The sequence below is a fragment of the Streptomyces sp. NPDC049585 genome (assembly GCF_040675615.1).
Taxonomy (GTDB): Bacteria; Actinomycetota; Actinomycetes; order Streptomycetales; family Streptomycetaceae; genus Streptomyces; species Streptomyces luteosporeus.
Genome location: NZ_JBFAPE010000015.1, coordinates 88165 through 104590 on the forward strand (window position 1 = coordinate 88165; position 16426 = coordinate 104590).

Annotated in this window: 18 protein-coding genes; 10 read left to right on the forward strand and 8 right to left on the reverse strand. The window is 73.7% G+C overall.

Going from position 1 to position 16426, the window contains the following annotated elements; translation table 11 throughout:
• The 5 genes from AB0K17_RS17635 to AB0K17_RS17655 are packed head-to-tail and all read left to right on the forward strand — an operon-like array spanning nucleotide 1 to nucleotide 4595.
• Nucleotides 1-609 (forward strand): gluconate 2-dehydrogenase subunit 3 family protein, encoded by a 609-nt coding sequence (locus AB0K17_RS17635; protein ID WP_365983464.1) that lies wholly within the window; start codon nucleotides 1-3, stop codon nucleotides 607-609.
• The gene (locus AB0K17_RS17640; RefSeq protein ID WP_365966280.1) at nucleotides 606-2273 is read left to right on the forward strand and encodes a GMC family oxidoreductase; all 1668 of its coding nucleotides are present in this window, start codon (nucleotides 606-608) and stop codon (nucleotides 2271-2273) included. Before AB0K17_RS17635 ends, AB0K17_RS17640 begins: the two co-directional genes overlap by 4 nt.
• Complete coding sequence (locus tag AB0K17_RS17645; RefSeq protein ID WP_365966281.1) at nucleotides 2270-3382, forward strand: enolase C-terminal domain-like protein; 1113 nt, start codon at nucleotides 2270-2272, stop codon at nucleotides 3380-3382. Before AB0K17_RS17640 ends, AB0K17_RS17645 begins: the two co-directional genes overlap by 4 nt.
• A gap of 41 nt (nucleotides 3383-3423) precedes the next feature.
• Nucleotides 3424-4050 carry a diguanylate cyclase gene (locus AB0K17_RS17650; RefSeq protein ID WP_365966282.1) on the forward strand — a complete coding sequence of 209 codons (627 nt, stop codon included), beginning with the start codon at nucleotides 3424-3426 and terminating at the stop codon, nucleotides 4048-4050.
• Complete coding sequence (locus AB0K17_RS17655; protein ID WP_365983465.1) at nucleotides 4047-4595, forward strand: type 1 glutamine amidotransferase domain-containing protein; 549 nt, start codon at nucleotides 4047-4049, stop codon at nucleotides 4593-4595. Before AB0K17_RS17650 ends, AB0K17_RS17655 begins: the two co-directional genes overlap by 4 nt.
• A gap of 11 nt (nucleotides 4596-4606) precedes the next feature.
• Here AB0K17_RS17655 and AB0K17_RS17660 read toward each other — a convergent pair whose 3' ends face one another.
• Nucleotides 4607-5056, reverse strand: a complete 450-nt coding sequence (locus AB0K17_RS17660; RefSeq protein ID WP_365983466.1) for a hypothetical protein — start codon at nucleotides 5054-5056, stop codon at nucleotides 4607-4609.
• Nucleotides 5057-5111: 55 nt separating this feature from the next.
• Between AB0K17_RS17660 and AB0K17_RS17665 the strand changes: the two genes are divergently transcribed.
• A complete protein-coding gene (locus tag AB0K17_RS17665) occupies nucleotides 5112-6119 on the forward strand; it encodes a hypothetical protein (protein ID WP_365983467.1) in 1008 nt (335 codons plus the stop codon).
• A gap of 17 nt (nucleotides 6120-6136) precedes the next feature.
• Here the strand turns inward: AB0K17_RS17665 and AB0K17_RS17670 are convergent, their stop codons facing one another.
• The 5 genes from AB0K17_RS17670 to AB0K17_RS17690 are packed head-to-tail and all read right to left on the reverse strand — an operon-like array spanning nucleotide 6137 to nucleotide 8965.
• A complete protein-coding gene (locus AB0K17_RS17670) occupies nucleotides 6137-6535 on the reverse strand; it encodes a nuclear transport factor 2 family protein (protein WP_365983468.1) in 399 nt (132 codons plus the stop codon).
• A 35-nt stretch (nucleotides 6536-6570) separates the two neighbouring features.
• Complete coding sequence (locus tag AB0K17_RS17675) at nucleotides 6571-6837, reverse strand: peptidoglycan-binding domain-containing protein (RefSeq protein ID WP_365983469.1); 267 nt, start codon at nucleotides 6835-6837, stop codon at nucleotides 6571-6573.
• 10 nt (nucleotides 6838-6847) lie between these two features.
• The gene (locus tag AB0K17_RS17680; protein WP_365966289.1) at nucleotides 6848-7273 is read right to left on the reverse strand and encodes a peptidoglycan-binding protein; all 426 of its coding nucleotides are present in this window, start codon (nucleotides 7271-7273) and stop codon (nucleotides 6848-6850) included.
• A 41-nt stretch (nucleotides 7274-7314) separates the two neighbouring features.
• Nucleotides 7315-7911 (reverse strand): TIGR03086 family metal-binding protein, encoded by a 597-nt coding sequence (locus AB0K17_RS17685; protein WP_365983470.1) that lies wholly within the window; start codon nucleotides 7909-7911, stop codon nucleotides 7315-7317.
• A gap of 7 nt (nucleotides 7912-7918) precedes the next feature.
• Nucleotides 7919-8965: an SDR family oxidoreductase gene (locus tag AB0K17_RS17690; RefSeq protein WP_365983471.1), complete on the reverse strand. Its 1047-nt coding sequence runs from the start codon at nucleotides 8963-8965 to the stop codon at nucleotides 7919-7921.
• A 174-nt stretch (nucleotides 8966-9139) separates the two neighbouring features.
• Between AB0K17_RS17690 and AB0K17_RS17695 the strand changes: the two genes are divergently transcribed.
• Nucleotides 9140-10696 carry a hypothetical protein gene (locus AB0K17_RS17695; RefSeq protein WP_365983472.1) on the forward strand — a complete coding sequence of 519 codons (1557 nt, stop codon included), beginning with the start codon at nucleotides 9140-9142 and terminating at the stop codon, nucleotides 10694-10696.
• 119 nt (nucleotides 10697-10815) lie between these two features.
• Nucleotides 10816-11424, forward strand: a complete 609-nt coding sequence (locus AB0K17_RS17700) for an RICIN domain-containing protein (RefSeq protein ID WP_365983473.1) — start codon at nucleotides 10816-10818, stop codon at nucleotides 11422-11424.
• A 62-nt stretch (nucleotides 11425-11486) separates the two neighbouring features.
• Here AB0K17_RS17700 and AB0K17_RS17705 read toward each other — a convergent pair whose 3' ends face one another.
• On the reverse strand, nucleotides 11487-12209 hold the full coding sequence (locus tag AB0K17_RS17705; RefSeq protein WP_365983474.1) for a DUF998 domain-containing protein: 723 nt from the start codon (nucleotides 12207-12209) through the stop codon (nucleotides 11487-11489).
• A gap of 12 nt (nucleotides 12210-12221) precedes the next feature.
• Nucleotides 12222-13133, reverse strand: a complete 912-nt coding sequence (locus tag AB0K17_RS17710) for a DUF6777 domain-containing protein (RefSeq protein ID WP_365983475.1) — start codon at nucleotides 13131-13133, stop codon at nucleotides 12222-12224.
• Between the two features lie 448 nt (nucleotides 13134-13581).
• Between AB0K17_RS17710 and AB0K17_RS17715 the strand changes: the two genes are divergently transcribed.
• Entirely contained in the window at nucleotides 13582-14862 is a 1281-nt protein-coding gene (locus AB0K17_RS17715) for a streptophobe family protein (protein ID WP_365983476.1), read from the forward strand.
• 64 nt (nucleotides 14863-14926) lie between these two features.
• On the forward strand, nucleotides 14927-16378 hold the full coding sequence (locus tag AB0K17_RS17720; protein ID WP_365983477.1) for an NAD(P)/FAD-dependent oxidoreductase: 1452 nt from the start codon (nucleotides 14927-14929) through the stop codon (nucleotides 16376-16378).
• Nucleotides 16379-16426 lie beyond the last annotated feature (48 nt).

A 16426-nucleotide genomic window follows, 5' to 3' on the forward strand; every position in this document is an offset into this window, starting at 1 on the left:
ATGCCGGATCAGCACGCCGGCACCCGGCGGCCGGGGCGGCGGGGGCGCGACGTCGTGGGGCGGGCGGGCACCTGGGACGCGGTGACGGCGGGCGTGGTGCTCGCCCGGCTGGCGGCCCCGCCGCAGCCGCCGCTGCGGTTCTTCACGCCGGCCGAGGAGGCGGCGGCCGAGGCGCTGCTCGACCACCTCCTGGCCCGTACGCCGGAGGACCCGCCCGTCCCGGTGCTGAGCGTGATCGACGCGCGCCTGGCGACAGCGGAACGCGACGGCTGGCGGTACGCGGACGTGCCGGAGGACGACGAGGCGTGGCGGCGCTCGCTGGCGGGCCTCGACGAGGACGCCCGGCTGCGGCACGACGGCCGTACGTTCGCCGAGCTCGGCTACGGCGACCGCGACCGGTTGCTGCGGCACATCCTGCAGCTCAGCGGCGGCCAGTGGTACGGCATGAAGGCCTCCCACGTGTGGTCGCTCTGGACGCGCTACGCCTGCGAGGCGTACTACGCGCACCCGTACGCCTGGGACGAGATCGGCTTCGGCGGACCGGCCTATCCGCGCGGCTACCTGCGGCTGGGCCGGGGGCTGCGCGAGCCGTGGGAGGAGAAGCGGTGAGTGACGGCGCCTGGTGGCGGACCCTGCGGGAGACCGCGCGGCCGCAGGGCGACGTGCGGCGGCGCAACGCCTCCGCCTGGCTGCCGCACGTCGGCCGGCTGCGCGAGACGATGCGCAGCTTCGACGACGATGACGAGGTCGACATGGCCGTCGTCGGCTGCGGGGCGGGCGGGGCGACGTTCACCCAGCGGCTGGCGCACGCCGGGTGGCGCGTGGTGTGCCTGGAGGCGGGCCCGTTCTGGGACCCGCAGCGCGACTGGGTCAGCGACGAGTGGGGCTCGCACCACCTGTACTGGAACGAGCCGCGGGTGGTCGGCGGCAGTCACCCCGTGCCGCTCGGGTCGAACAACTCCGGACGGGGCGTGGGTGGTTCGATGGTCCACTTCGCGGGCTACGTGCCGCGCCTGCACCCCTCGGACTTCCGTACGCGCACCCTCGACGGCGTGGGCGCCGACTGGCCGATCGCGTACGAGGACCTCAAGCCGTACTACGAGCGCATCGAGCGGGAGCTGCCGGTGGCCGGGCAGTTCTGGCCCTGGGGCGATCCGCACCCCCACCCCCATCCCCCGCACCCGGTCGGCGGCAACGGCGAAGTGGTGCTGGCCGGGTGCGCGGCGCTGGGCATCGAAGCGCGCGTGGGACCGGTCGCCATCGCCAACGGCCGCTTCGGCAACCGTCCGCACTGCATCTACCGGGGCTTCTGCCTGCAGGGCTGCAAGGTGGACGCCAAGGCGTCCCCGCTGATCACGCACGTGCCCGACGCGATCGACCGGGGCGCGGAGATCCGCGCGGACGCCATGGTCACCCGGGTGGAGACCGACCGGGAGGGCCGGCGGGTGACGGGCGTGCGGTACGTGCGCGGCGGCAGGGAGCGCTTCCAGCGGGCCGCGGCGGTGGCGATCGCCGGCTACTCCATCGAAACGCCCCGTCTGCTGCTGAACTCGGCCACGCCCCGCTTCCCCGAGGGCCTGTGCAACGACCACGACCTGGTGGGGCGCTACGTGATGGTGCAGGGCGCGCCGCAGACCGCGGGCCGTTTCGCCGAAGAGATCCGCATGTACAAGGCGCCGCCGCCGGAGGTGTGTTCGGAGGAGTTCTACGAGACCGATCCCACGCGCCCGTACCGGCGCGGGTTCTCCCTGCAGACCGTCTCGCCGCTGCCCATCACCTGGGCGGAGCACGTTGCGGCGCAGGGCCACTACGGGCGGGACCTGCGCGAACGCATGGCCGACTACGTGCACTGGGCGGTCATGGGGGCGCTGTGCGAGTTCCTGCCGCAGGCGGACAACCGCGTCACGCTCGCCGACGAGAAGGACCGGCACGGCCTGCCGGTGGCCCGTTTCGACCACAGCCACTGCGAGAACGACGACCTGCTGCTGGAGGCGGCACGCAAGACGATGGAGCGCATCCTCACCGCGGCCGGTGCGACGGAACTGATGACCATGGAGCGCTACGCCCACCTGGTGGGCGGCTGCCGGATGGGCCGCACGCCGCAGGAGGGCGTGGTCGACGGGGACTTGAGGACGTTCGCGCTGCCCAACCTCTTCATCACGGACGGCAGCGTGCTGCCGACACAGGGCAGCGCCAACCCGGCCCTGACCATCATGGCCCTGGCCGACCGGGCGGCGACCCGGCTGATCGAAAGCGCAGGAGGCCGGCGATGAGCGCGGATGCGACGGGCGCCACCATCGAGGCCGTCGAGGCCTGCGCCTACACCTTCCCCACCGACTCCCCCGAGGCCGACGGCACGCTGGCCTGGGACGCGACCACGCTCGTCGTGGTGGAGGCGCGCAGCGGCACCACCACCGGGCTCGGCTGGACGTACGCACCGGCCACGGCCGCCCAGGCCGTCACCGCGCTGCTGCGCGAACAGGTCGTGGGGCGCGACGCGCTGGACGTGGCGGGCGCCAACGAGGCCATGGGACGAGCGGTGCGCAACGCCGGCCGGCAGGGGCTGGTGGCGTGCGCGCTGTCGGCCGTGGACATCGCCCTGTGGGACCTGAAGGCCCGGCTGCTGGACGTGCCGCTCACGGGCCTGATCGGCCGGGTGGCGCGGGAGGTGCCGGTCTACGGTTCGGGCGGCTTCACCACGTACCACGACACGCACATGGCGGCGCAGCTGACCGGTTGGGTGCAGGGGCACGGCATCGGCCGCGTCAAGATCAAGATCGGGGAGTCGTGGGGCCGGGCCGTGCCGCGCGACCTGGACCGGGTCCGCCACGCCCGGCGGACCGTCGGCCCGGACGTGGCGCTGTACGTGGACGCCAACGGCGCCTACACGCGCAAGCAGGCGGTGCGGGTCGGCAAGACGCTGGCCGAGCTGGAGGTCGGCTGGTTCGAGGAGCCCGTCTCCTCCGACGACCTCGAGGGCCTGCGCCTGGTGCGCGAGGCGTGCGCCTGCGACGTGGCCGCCGGCGAGTACGGCTACGACCTGCCGTACTTCGCGCGCATGGCCCCCGCCGTGGACTGCCTGCAGGCCGACGCCACCCGCTGCGGCGGACTGACGGCCTGGCTGCGGGCCGCCGCCGTCGCGGAGGCGCACGGCCTGGAGATCTCGGGGCACTGCGCCCCGCACGTCCACGCGCACGTGGCCGCCTGCGTGCCGAACCTGCGGCACATCGAGTGGTTCCACGACCACGTGCGCATCGAGTCCGCGTACTTCACCGGCGCCCTCGACCCGACGGGCGGCGCGGTGCGCCCGGGCGCGGACGGCCGGCCCGGGCACGGGCTGCGCTTCCGCAGCGCCGAGGCCGAGGCCCACCGGGTGGCATGAGAACGCCCTTTCCGTCCCATCGTCTTCGAGGAGCCCTTTGCATGAGCGATGACGTCCAGGACGCCACGACCCGCTACCTGATGTACGGGGTGCTGCCGGGATGGTTCGTCCCCGGCCTCGCCGACTGGGTCATGCACCGGCGCACCGCCATCGAGGAGACCTCCGGCACCAAGGAGTCGGTGATCCACTCGATGATGATGACCGAGGTCGGGCTGCCCATCGCCCTGACCCTGCTGTGCGAGGTCAACCCGCTGCTGCTGAGCGTGCAACTGGGCGCGACGGCGGCGCACGAGGCGACCGCCCTGTGGGACGTGCGTACGGCCGTACGGGGCGAGCGTGAGGTCACACCCGTTGAACAGCACATCCACAGCTTCCTGGAGACACTGCCCTTCGCCGCGCTGGCCTCGCTGATGTGCCTGCACCCCGACCAGGTGCGCTCACTGCTGCGCGGCGGCCGGGGCGACCCGCACGCCTGGCGCCTGGTGCCGCGCCGCACCCCGCTGCCGCCCGGCTACCTCGCCGGGATCGCCGCGGGCGTCGCGGCGTTCGTGGCCCTGCCGTACGCGGAGGAGCTGCTGCGGTGCGCCCGCGCGGGGCGCAGGCGCAGGAAGGCGCGCAGGCGCGAGGCCCGCCGGACCGAAGAGTTCACGAAAGGAAAGACATCATGAAGGTTGCGTTCCTCATGGCGCCCGAGGGCGTCGAACAGGTCGAACTGACCAGCCCCTGGAAGGCGGTCGAGGACGCGGGCGGCACACCGCACCTCGTCTCCACCAAGCCGGGCCGGATCCAGGCGTTCCACCACCTGGACAAGGCCGACACCTTCCCCGTCGACAAGACCGTGGGCGAGGTGGGCGTGGCGGACTACGACGCGCTCGTCCTCCCCGGCGGGGTCGCCAACCCCGACTTCCTGCGCATGGACGAGAAGGCGGTGGCCTTCATCCGCGACTTCTTCAACGCCGGCAAGCCGGTGGCCGCCATCTGTCACGGCCCGTGGACCCTGGTCGAGGCGGACGTCCTGCGCGGACGCACCCTCACGTCCTGGCCGAGCCTGCGCACGGACATCCAGAACGCGGGCGGCTCCTGGGTCGACGAGCAGGTGAAGGTCTGCACGGGCGGCGCGAACACCCTGATCACCAGCCGCAAGCCGGACGACCTGAAGGCGTTCTGCGAGGCGTTCACGGAGGAATTCCGCAAGGCGGCGGGCGGTTCCTGAGCCCGGCCGTCTCAGTCGTCGATCGTCACGGTGAGCAGGGCGATGTGCGTGGCGGTGACGAGTACGAAGTCCCTTCGCCAGGTCGACGCGTAGTCGCCGGGCTCCGTGACGACGGCCTCGGCGGCCATGCGTACGGTGCCCAGGTGGTGTTCCACTGTGGCGGCGATGGACGGTGCCCCAGGGGTGGCCTCTGCCTTGCCGGGGTGGGCGGCAATGGATTCGAGGGTTTGCTGGAGGTGGCTGGGCCAGCGGTGCGGGGGTTTGAGGGGGCGTACCGTCGTGACCGTGGCAGGGTGGGCGACGGTGCGGGCGAGGTGGAGGAGTGGCGAGCGGGGTGGGAAGCCCTCTTCCAGGGGGGCCACCGCCGACAGCGTGACGTCGACCGCGTGGTCGGTGCCGCTCAGCTGCTTCGCCACCGAGGCGGCCACGGCCGTCACTTCGCGCTGTGCCGGGTGGCTCACCAGCGTGTCCCTTCACCCATGCATGGTTCCTGCTGCGTATGTTTGCATGCTCCTCATGACCCGTACGACACCGCCGCGGCCGCTCGAGATCGCCGCCGTCTTCCCGGAGCTGACTGCTCTGGCCCGTACCACCACCCGGCTGCACCCGCGGCCGGGGGCTCCCACTGTGGGGGAGAGTTCCGTGGGTGGGCCGCTGTTGTGGCCGGTCGGGGAGGCGTGGCCGGTGTGTGAGGAGGGGCATGAGGTGCACCGGCCGGTGCGGCTGGAGGACGTGGGGACGCTGCGGCGGATCCTGACCGCCGGCTGGGCGCGGTCGTGTGCGGCCGGGGAGGACTTCCTGACGCCCGAGGAGCGCGAGACCGTCCAGCGCATCAATGCGGGGCTGCCGGCGAGTGCGCTTCCCGCCGGGCCCGTGCCGCTGATACCTGTCGCCCAGTTGTACGCACGGGACGTTCCCGACCTCTTCTGCCCGGAAGGGACGGACCTGTTGCAGGTTCTGTGGTGTCCGTTCGACCACGGCGACGCCTACGTACCCGCCGTGCACCTGCGCTGGCGGCGGGCCGCGGACGTGGAGGCGGTGCTCACGGAGCCGCCGCGGCCCGAGGTGGTGGGCTCGCAGTACTACGTGCCCGCGCCGTGCGTGCTGCATCCGGAGCAGGTCGTCGAGTACCCGGCGGGCGACGACCTTCCGGAGGGGCTGTGCGAGCGGATCCACGCCTGGGAGGACCAGGGCGAGGGCAGGCACTACCAGTACGACCTTTCGGTGGCGCCCGGGTGGAAGGCGGGCGGCTGGGCGGCCTGGTGGACGTTCACCGATCCCTGGCCCTTCCCGCTGTCCTGTCCGTGCGGCGCGCCCGTCGAACCGCTGCTGACGCTCGACGGCGCCGAGTGGGACGGCGGCTCGGGCAGTTGGCGTCCCGTGGAGGACACCGATGTTCCCGGGCGGCCACCGTACCCCTCCCTCAACGGGCCGACGCACATCAGCATCGGCCGCGGCTACACCCTGCAGGTCTACCGGTGCACCGCATCGGCCGGGCACGGCGCCGTCACGCACATGCAGTGACGACGGGTCGCACGGCCTCAGCCGTGGTCGTGCCAGGAGAGTGCGGCGATGCGCCAGCCCTCGGGGGTGCGGACGAACTGGGTCGTCTTCGTGCCGCTGCCCTCGAAGGGCTCGCCGTCGCGGATGCCGGACTTGCGGTACTCGCTGAAGCGCGAGGCGATGTCGCCGACGATCTCGGTGCGTTCGGACGTCTCCCACTCCGAGAACTCGACCAGTCGCCCGTCACTCAGCAGCCGCTCGCGGGGCTCGATGAACTCCTCCACGGTGTACGCCGTGAACTGCGGCCCGGTCATGACGATGATCCCGCCCGGGAGGAACAGCCGGCGGATCCGCTCCACGTCGGCGGTCCGGCCGTCCCTGTTGTCGAAGGCACCGAAGAACTCGGCGGTCAACTCATCTATTTCGATCTTGGACATGGGGTGAGCGTACCGGCGGCCTCGTGCCGCCGGTCTCAGCAGGCGAACTCCGGGCTGTTGGCGAAGAAGGTCAGGTGGGACCAGGTCTGGGCGCCGATGACTCCGTCGACGGTGATCCGGGCGCATTCCTGGAAGCGCCGTGTGGCGGTCTCGGTGAGCGGACCGAACTTGCCGTCGACGGTGAGTTCGGTCTGGGAGAGGCTGTTGTTCAGATAGCACTGTGCCTGTTTGACGGCCGGCCCTTCCGACCCGACCTTCAGCGTGGGCCTGAGATTGGTGTGGGTGCAGATCTCCGTGGCCATGGTTCACCTCCTAGAGGGGACCGGGATAGGGAACGCGCAGTTTGTCCCAGGACTTCTGCCCGGGCCAGCCGTCCGCGTCCGCTCCGGTGAAGCCGAGCTTCTCCTGCCACAACGCATAGGAATTGCGGTGTTCCTGGTTCCACTGCGTCTGGGGGCCGTCCGGCCCGTAGGCGGAGCAGTCCTCCTCCACCAGCCGTATGCCCATCATGCCGATGAGGGGACTGTTCGGTTTAAGCCGGAACCAGTCGGCGCCCGGGAACGGGATGAACCCGGAGGATGCCTCGGCGACGAGCAAGCGTTGCCCGACCTCGATGTGGTCCGGGTCGGGGATGTGGTTCCACGCCTGGAGCTGCTGGACGGTCGTGTGGAACCGCGCAGCTATTTTGGAGAGCGTGTCACCCGCTACGACGACATAAAAGGTGTCCTCTACTCCCATGTTTTTATGCTAGGCGTGCGGTTTCCCGGGTGCATTCCCGGTCAGACCCGGCGTCCCAGCTGGGCCAGCAGCCGTTGCCAGGAGTCGGCGCCCGGCGGCGGGTCGACGGCGGCGTCGAAGATGCCGGGGACGCCGCTGCCCGCGTAGGGGCCGAACTCGCGGCGGGTGAAGTCGGCCAGGGCCTTGGAGGGGTGTTCGTCGGCGCCGATCGCCCGTGACAGGTCCCAGGCGTGGACGACGAGGTCGGCGGTCATCTGGGCGCAGTAGGCGTGCGCGGCGGTGCGCCCGTACGACAGCTCGACCGTGCGGTGCAGGGCGCCGGGGGCGGTGAACGCCTCGCGGGCCGCCGCGGCGGCCCGGTCCCAGGCGGCCGTGGGGTGGTCGCCCAGCCGGTCGCCGTCGTACGCGTCGCCGACGTCCGCGATCGAGGCGCCGTCCAGCAGCGGCGGCACCCACAGCTGCTCGACGACCAGGTGGTTGACCAGATCGCGTACGGTCCAGTCGGTGCAGGGCGTGGGGTCGTGCCACTGCCGGGGGCGGATGGTGTGCACCCGGTCCGCGAACAGGTCGAGGGCCTCGCCGTGGCGGGCGAGGAGGGTGCGGCGCCTGGAGTCGGTCAGCTCCCCGTCACCGGTCATGGCGTCGTCACCGGCCCTGCCGTCCGTGGTCCATGCGGGTGCGCAACGCGGCGACCGCTGCCGCGGCGACCGCCGCGCCGGCGGCGACGGTGGTGGTGCGGTGTTCGGAGAGCCACAGCTGGGGCCCGTGGACGTGGGCGCCGGGGCCGAAGCGGCCGTGGGCGCCGTAGTCGCGCCCGCTGTCGTCGTCGACGGGGTGCCAGAGGTTGACGGGGTCCAGGGGTGCGGAGGGGTCGTCGGTCAGCTGGGCGTCGTAGCCCGTCCGGGCGAGGTAGCGATCCAGCAGGCCGGGGGCGACGGCGTTGGCGAGGAGGGTGGCGACGGTGCTGCCGCCGACCCAGTACTCGCGGCGGCGCGGGTGTTCGGCGGCGTGGACGATGGCGCGGGCGGCCAGTTCGGGTTCGTAGATGGGCGCGACGGGGCGCGGCCTGCGGGACATCCGGTTGAGGACCCAGCCGAACTGGGGGGTGTTCAGGGCCGGCAGCTGCACCATGGTGGTGCGCACCTTGCTGCCCTGGTGCAGCAGTTCGCAGCGCAGCGACTCGTTCCAGCCCTGGATGGCGTGCTTGGCGCCGCAGTACGCGGACTGCAGGGGGATGCCGCGGTAGGCCAGGGCGGAGCCGACCTGGACGATCGTGCCGTGGTCGCGCGGCAGCATGCGGGACAGGGCGGCATGCGTGGCGTAGACGTAGCCCAGGTAGGTGACCTCGGTGACGCGCCGGAACTCCTCGGGCTCGATCTCGACGAAGGGCGCGAAGAGGCCGGTGAAGGCGTTGTTGACCCAGACGTCGACGGCTCCGAAGACCTCCTCGATGCGGTCGGCGGCGGCGGTGACGGCCCGGTGGTCGGCGACGTCGACGGTCAGCGGCAGGGCCGCTCCCCCGGCGCGGCGCACCTCGGCGGCGGCGGCCTCCAGGCCCTTGTGGCCGCGGGCCAGCAGCGCCAGGTCGGCGCCGCGGGCGGCGAAGGCACGGGCGGTGGCCCGGCCCACGCCGCCGCTGGCGCCGGTCACCACGACGACGGACGGCCGGTTCCTGCGGCGGCGGGCCCTCACGGCTGGTCACTCCTCATGCGCATCTCTCCTCGTCACCGGCGCCGGGTACCCGGGGGCCGGGGGTGTAAACGGGGACGGCGGCGCGGTGCGTTCATCCGTTCCGGTGATTGTCGGCCCGGGTGCGCGCCACGGACCCTTGGACCGGGGGCGCCAGGACCGGGGAACGGGGGCACCATGCCGGTGGCGGTCACGACGCAGCACAACGACAATCGGCGCACGGGCCTGAACGCCCGGGAGGTACTGCTGCGCCCGGAGACGGTGCGCCCGGCCACCTTCGGCAAGCTCTTCAGCCGTGCGGTCGACGGCCACGTCTACGCACAGCCGCTCCACCTGCCGTGCGTGGAGGTGCCGGGCGCGGGACGGCGCCCGGTGGTGTTCGTGGCGACGATGCACAACAGCGTGTACGCCTTCGACGCCGCCGACCCCGCCGCGTCCGCGCCCCTGTGGCGGGCCTCGCTGGGGCCGTCCTGCCCGCTGCCCGATCCGCAGATCGGCCCCCGGGGCTACCGGGACATCGAGGTCGAGGTGGGGGTGGTCGGCACGCCGGTGATCGACCGGGAGCGGGGGGTGCTGTACGCGGTCGCGTTCACGAAGGAGGGCGGGGAGTACCACCACGCCCTCCACGCGCTCGACGTGGCCACCGGCCGGGAGGTGCTGGGCGGTCCGGTGCGGATCGCCGCCGAGGTGCCGGGGGACGGCGAGGGCAGCGTGGGCGGCCGGATCGCCTTCACCAGCAGCCGGCAGATCCAGCGGGCGGCGCTGACGCTGGCCAATGGCCGGGTGTACGCGGCGTTCGCCGCGTACGGCGACCGACGTCCGTACCACGGCTGGGTGATCGCCTTCGACGCGGCGACGCTGCGGCCGGCGGGCGCGTTCGTCAGCACACCGCACACGGGCCTGGGCGGGATCTGGCAGGCGGGGCGCGGCCTGGGGGTGGACGAGGAGGGCTGCCTGTATTTCATGACGGGCAACGGAGGGTTTCACTCCGATGGCTCGGACCTGGGCGACTGCGTCGTCAAGCTCCGTCCCGGCCTCGCCGTGGCCGACTGGTTCTCGCCGTTCGACAACGCCGCTCTGGACGCCGGCGACACGGACCTGGGCTCGTCGGGCCCGCTGCTGATCCCGGGAACCAGGCGGCTGCTGGGGGGCGGCAAGGAGGGGAAGTTCTACCTGCTCGACATGGACGGCCTGGGGCACTTCCACGCCGGCTCGGACAGCCAGATCCCGCAGAGTTTCTTTGTCGTGCCGCCGGACGGGGCCCGTCACCACATCCACGGCGGGGCGGTGTACGGCGACTTCGCGGGCAGCGGCCCGTGGGTGTACGTCTGGCCGGAGAACGCGTACCTGCGCGCGTACCGCTTCCGCGGCGCCCTGCTGGACCCGGCACCGGTCTCCACCAGCACCACGGTGGATCCGGTGGGGGTGCCCGGCGGGTCGCCGGGCATGCCGGGCGGCTTCCTGTCGGTCTCCGCCGACGGCAGGGATCCGGCCTCGGGTCTGGTGTGGGCCTCGCACCCCTACCGTGCGGACGCCAATCAAGCGGTCGTCGGGGGCGTCCTGCGGGCCTACCGGGCCACCGACCTGACGCAGGAGGTGTGGAACAGCACGATGAACGCCGCCCGTGACGACGTCGGGCTGTTCGCGAAGTTCACCCCGCCGACGATCGCGGACGGCCGCGTCCACCTGGCCACCTTCTCCGGGGCGCTGCACGTCTACGGCCTGCTGCCCTGAGCCCTGCGGGGCACCGGCGGCGCGTGGCCGGTTGCGCGTATGGACGGCGGACACCCGGCCAAGTAGGCATGACCACGTCATCACGCACGCACGGCAACGGCCCCAGGAAGGGATCGTCCATGCCTCGAAGACGAGTCGTGCTCGGCATCGCGCTGGCCACGGCAGCGCTCACCGGGACGCAGATCGCCACGGCCACCGCCACGCCCCGGGCTGCGCACCCGGCCGACGGCGCCGCGGCCGCCGCGGCCTCCACCCACCGGCTCCCCGACGGCGCCCGCGCCCTGGGGCCGCAGGCCTGGCCGGGCGTCGTCCGGATCGCCAGCCTCTACCAGCCGACGCCCGGGCAGTGCCTGGACGCGGACGCCAACGCCGGCGGCAACGGCACCAAGGTGCAGGTGTGGCAGTGCAACAAGTCGGCCCAGCAGGCGTGGATCTCCTGGGGCGACGGATCGCTGGAGAGCGTCCGCTTCCGGGGCATGTGCCTGGACGCCGACACCAACGGCGGCGGCCGCAACGGCACCCGGGTGCAGCTGTGGCAGTGCAACGGCTCCGCCCAGCAGCGCTGGTACACCTACTCGGGCGACCTCGCCGTCTACAACGGCCTGTTCTACAACAACCGCAACACCGTGCTGGACCGGGACACCAATGTGCCCGGTGACGGCGCCCAGGCTCAGCTGTGGGACAAGAACTTCCAGTCCCAGCAGTGGTGGCGCGTCGACTCCGTCTGACGTACCGACGTACCGACGTACGACATGCAGCGGGGCGCCCGGCCGACGGGCGCCCCGCTCCCCTACCGACCGGCGGCGGCCGCCGCCCGGTCCAGGGAGCGGGCCAGCAGCAGGAACCACACGCCCACGAGCGCCAGATGGGCCCGTTGCGGCACGCCGTGCCAGCCGGGCCGCCCGAACAGCGGTCCGACCGTGGCCAGGGCCGTGGTGAGCGCGCTGCCGAGCACCCAGGGCCCCAGGCGCCGCACCAGCGGGCAGCCGGAACCGGGCGGGGAGGTGGCGGCCGCGACGACGAGCAGGGCCATGGAGGCGAACAGCGCGGCGTGGACCAGGGCGCTGGTGGAGGTGTGCCAGGGGTTGACGGCCTCGCAGCCGGCCTCCACCGAGGGGGCGCAGCGCATGGGGATGACGACGTCGGCGACGGAGGCCGCGCCGAAGGCGACCAGGGACCACCAGCCGGCCTGCGCCCAGCGGCCCCGCGCGCCGCGCAGGGCGAGGAGGGCACCGGCCGTGACCAGGACGGCGGCGAAAATCTCGATGGCGCTGAAGAAGTGGTGGAAGGGCTGGTCGACGGCGTAGAGCTCGCTGACGTAGGAGTGCCGCGGATCCAGGCCGGTGGGCAGGACGAAGGCCAGCAGCCAGTCGTTGTAGACCACGGCCGCCGCGGTCAGCAGCACGGGGGCCGCCACGCCCGGGCCGGCCGGGGGCCGGGCCGCCGGGCGCCCTCCGTCCGGTCGGCCGGTACCGGCGGCGGAGGGGCGCAGGGCGGAGGGCGGGTCGGGCATCGGCGGGAGCCTTCAGTTCGCGCGGACGGGGGGCGGCCCGTACGCCGGCGGCGGTGAGGGGTTCGACGGCGGGGTGGTGGGCGGGGTCGTGCGGGGCGAGGTCGGCGGCGGGCTGTGCGGCGGGGCGGGCGGCGGCGGGGGCTGCGGCGCCCGGCTGCTGCCGGGGGGCGGCGGTGCGCTGCTCCTGCCCGGTGCGCTGGAGCTCATGCCGCCCTTGGGCGGTGACACGGAGCGGTCCTGGTCGCCGTCGGTGCCGACCGGGCGTTCGAACCATTCGCCGGTGTCGGGGTCGTAGACGGTGATGACGTCCATGACGGAGTCGGCCGGTGTGACCACCACGACGTCGGCGTACTTGTAGGCGGGCCAGGTGTCGCCGGTGGCCTTGGGCGTGCCCTGGACCGCGACGGGCGGGGTGAGGGGGTTGCCGCAGGTGCAGCGGACGCGGGGCAGGCCGCGGTCGTCGACGAGCACGGCGGTGCCGGCCTGCAGCACGGACTGGAAGCTCGTGACGGAGCCGTCCTTGTAGCCGTGGTTGGTCACGCGGGTGTCCGAGCGCAGCTGCAGCGGCGTCAGGCCGCGCAGGTAGCCGGTCAGGCCGCCCGGGTCGATGCCGACCACGCCGGCGAAGGCCCGGCTCTTGTTCTGGTCCTGGGTCAGGTAGCCGATCTGGCGCTCGACGTCGCAGTTGGCGTGGTTGCGGGAGCCGCCGTACAGGCCGGCGGTGTTGCCGGCGATGTTGTGGGGGCCGCTGCCGCCGCCCGCGGGGATCGCGGGGTGGGCGCTGGCCGAGCTGCCGTACTCCTTGGCCGTCGACTGGGTGAACGGGTCGCGGCCGTTGGAGCCCGCGGCCTGCAGCAGGACCTCGCCGCCGGAGGAGCCGGACTGGCGCAGGAAGAAGACGGCGAGCGCGGCGGCGACGAGCACGCCGGCGGTGATCAGTACGGCCTTCGAGCGCCAGCGGGGCGGGCGGGTGGGTGCGCCGCCGCCCGGGACGGGGCCCTCCCCGGACGGGGGCCGCGGCGGCTCGGACGGGCCGGAGGGTCCAGAGGGTCCGGAGGGTCCGGACGGGCCGGGGGGCTCCGCGGGGCCGCCGGCCCGGGTCGGTTCGCCGGCCCCGGAGGAGGCCGGTGGCTGGGAGCCCCGCCCGGACAGGGGGCCGGACGGCGGGCCGCTGGGACGGTTTCCTGACGGCGGTTCGGACGACACGGTCCCTGCTCCTGTCGATGGTCTGTACGCAATGCACCGCCCCTGCGCACATTGTGTGCTCCTGACCGGTACGCCCCGCAAGCGGACGTACGGCGCACAGGCCACCGGTCCCCCGGCCGCCCGCGCGGACGGGTGGCCGGGCGGCGGCCGGTTTAGGTTGGCGGACATGAACGAGCTGCGGGCCTGGCGGGACGCCCTGGTGACGGTGGTCGCCGGACTGGCCGTCATGGTCGTGGTGGCCGCGCTCGGCCTGTGGGCCGCGGGCGCGACCGTGCTGCCCGACGGCGCGTTCCCGTCCGTGGTGGCGGCCGCGGTGGTCGCCGCGGTCGGCGGCACCGTGGAACTGTCGGGCGCGGCGGGCGTGCTGGGCCGTACGGGTGCCGGACTGGCCGCCGTACCGCTGTCGGTGACCCTGGCCGGGGCCCTCACCGTCGCCCGGCTCTTCCTGCGCCCGCTGCGGCACCGGGCGGTGGCCGGGGGCGGCGAGCTGCTCGCGCGGGTCGCCCGCACGGCGGTGCTGTGGCTGCTGGGCCTGCTGGGCGTGGCCCTGGCCGCGCGGCACAGCTTCCGCATCAGCATCGGCGAGGAGTTCCTCGACGAGCTGGGCGACCTGCTGGGCGTGACGCCCACGGTCGGCTTCCGCGCGGCCATCGGCCCGACGCTGGGGTACGGCCTGCTGTGGCTGCTGGTGCTGCTGGCCGTGGCGGTGGCGGTCTCGCGCGGCACGCCGCTGCCCACGCGGCTGGTGCGGCTGCAGGAGTCCGTCCGCCCGGCGGCGTTCGCGATGGTGGCGGTGCTGCTGGCGTACGTCGCGCTGGGGCTGCTCATCGGTGTCGTCGTCGCCTTCACGCACGGGCACGTCGCCGAGACGTTCGCGGTCCTGCTGCTGGGCCTGCCCAACCTCGCGTGGATGGCGCTGGGCGTGGGGCTGGGCGGCCAGTGGGAGGGCCATGTGCCGGATGCGATCGGCCTGCCGATGCCGCAGGCGCTGGCGGCCGTGCTGCGCGAGGGCGGGGACGGCGCCCCGGCGACGGTGGACGTCGCCTCCCTGGCCCGGCACGACGGCCGCGCCTGGCTGCTGGTCGTGGTGGCCGCGGTCGCCCTGATCGCGGCGGGCCTGGTCACGGCCGCCCGGACCCACGAGCGCGCGCCGGCCTGGCGGCACGGCGTCCGTCTCGCCGTGGCGCTGGCCCTGACGCTGCTGGTCGTGGGCCTGCTCACGCACGTCTCGGCGCGTTACGGGCTGTCGGTGATCGGCGTGGGCGACCTGGGGGACTTCGGCGGGGAGGTCTCGCTGCGGGCGCGCCTGCCGCTGCTGGTGGGGCTGGGGTTGCTGTGGGGGTTCGTCGCGGGGTGCCTGGGCGGCCTCCTGGTGGGCCGGCGCACCCTCCGCCGGGGGGAGGCCGACGGACCTGGCGGCGATGACCGCCGGGTGACCGGGGGATGACGGGCCGCTGCGTACATTCGCCGTCGCTGTCACCCGATGGACACCCGACGGATCGAGGACTTCCATGCATGCCGATGGCCCGGGCGCCGTGCCCGCAGACGACTCCCCGCTCCACGCCGGGCCCGCCGGGCGGCCCGGCCGGCGCCGCGTGCTGAAGGCGATCGGCGCGGGCGCCGCGGCCGTCTCCTTCGGTGCCATGGGCGCGGGCACGGCCCGCGCCGACGAGGAGCAGTTCACCGATGTCGTCGTCATCGGCGCCGGCTACGCGGGCGGCACGGTCGCCCGGGAGCTGGGCGCCAAGGGCCTGACGTCGATCGTCCTGGAGGCCCGCGACCGCATCGGCGGGCGGATCTGGACGACCACGATGGCCGGTGAGCAGATCGAGCTGGGCGGCCAGTGGGTCTCCCCCAGCCACCGCCTGGTCAACGCCGAGCTGGCCCGCTACGGGATCGGCATCGTGCGCGATCCCGACCCCGAGCGCATCGCCGTCGCCCGCGGCGGCCGGCTGGAGCACGTCGCGCCCGCCGAGGCCGCGGCGCTGCTGGAGCCGCTGTGGAAGGAGTTCTACAAGGGCTCCGAGCAGTACTTCGAGCGCCCGGCCGAGCCCCTGTACCGCAAGGACCTGCTGGCGGCGGTGGACCCGCTGTCGGTGGCGGACCGGCTGCGGCAGATGAACCTCTCCCCCGCCGAGCGGGACCTCATCAGCGGCGACACCGCGGCCTACTGCGGCGGCTCCCTGCAGAACGGCTCGCTGACCGGCATGGCCCAGTGGTACCAGCTCTCCGGCGGCACGTACGACAGCTACTCCACCACCATCGGCAGCCGGCCGGCCGGCGGCATGACCGCACTGCTGCAGGCCATGCTGCAGGACTCCGGCGCCCGGGTGCGGCTGAACTCGCCGGTCGCCAAGGTCACCCAGAGCGGCAGCCGGGTGGTCGTGGAGACCAGGGACGGCCGGCGGTACGCGGCCCGTACGGTGGTCGTGGCGACGCCGGCGAACGTCTGGCGGAACATCACCTTCGCCCCCGGCCTGCCCCCCGCGCACGCCCGGGCCGCGGCCCAGGGCATCGGCCTGCCCAGCGGCACCAAGATGTTGCTGCACGTCAAGGGCGAGGTGGAGGCTGTCGGCGGTACGGCGAGCGAGGGGTCGCCGATCCTGATGATGGTGCCGCAGAAGCAGCTGGCGGACGGCCGCCTCGTGGTGGCCTTCCCGAGCCCGCAGCTGAACGTGGCCGATCCGGTGCAGGTCCAGCAGGCCGTACGGCAGTGGATCCCCGGCGCCCAGGTGCTCGCCTCCCGGGCCATGGAGTGGGGCAAGGACCCCTTCTCCGCCGGCTCGTGGGGCTTCCGCCGCCCCGGTCAGCTGCTGGGGCTCTTCCCGCAGATCGAGCAGCCGCACGGCCGGATCCTGTTCGCCGGTGCGGACATCGCCCAGGGCTGGCACGGCGCGTACATCGAGGGCGCCGTCGAGTCGGGCAGGCGGGCGGCGCAGCAGGCCCTGCAGCTGCTGGCGTAGCGCCGCAGGGCCCCGCCCCGCCCCTCGGTCCCGCCCGGTCATGGCGTC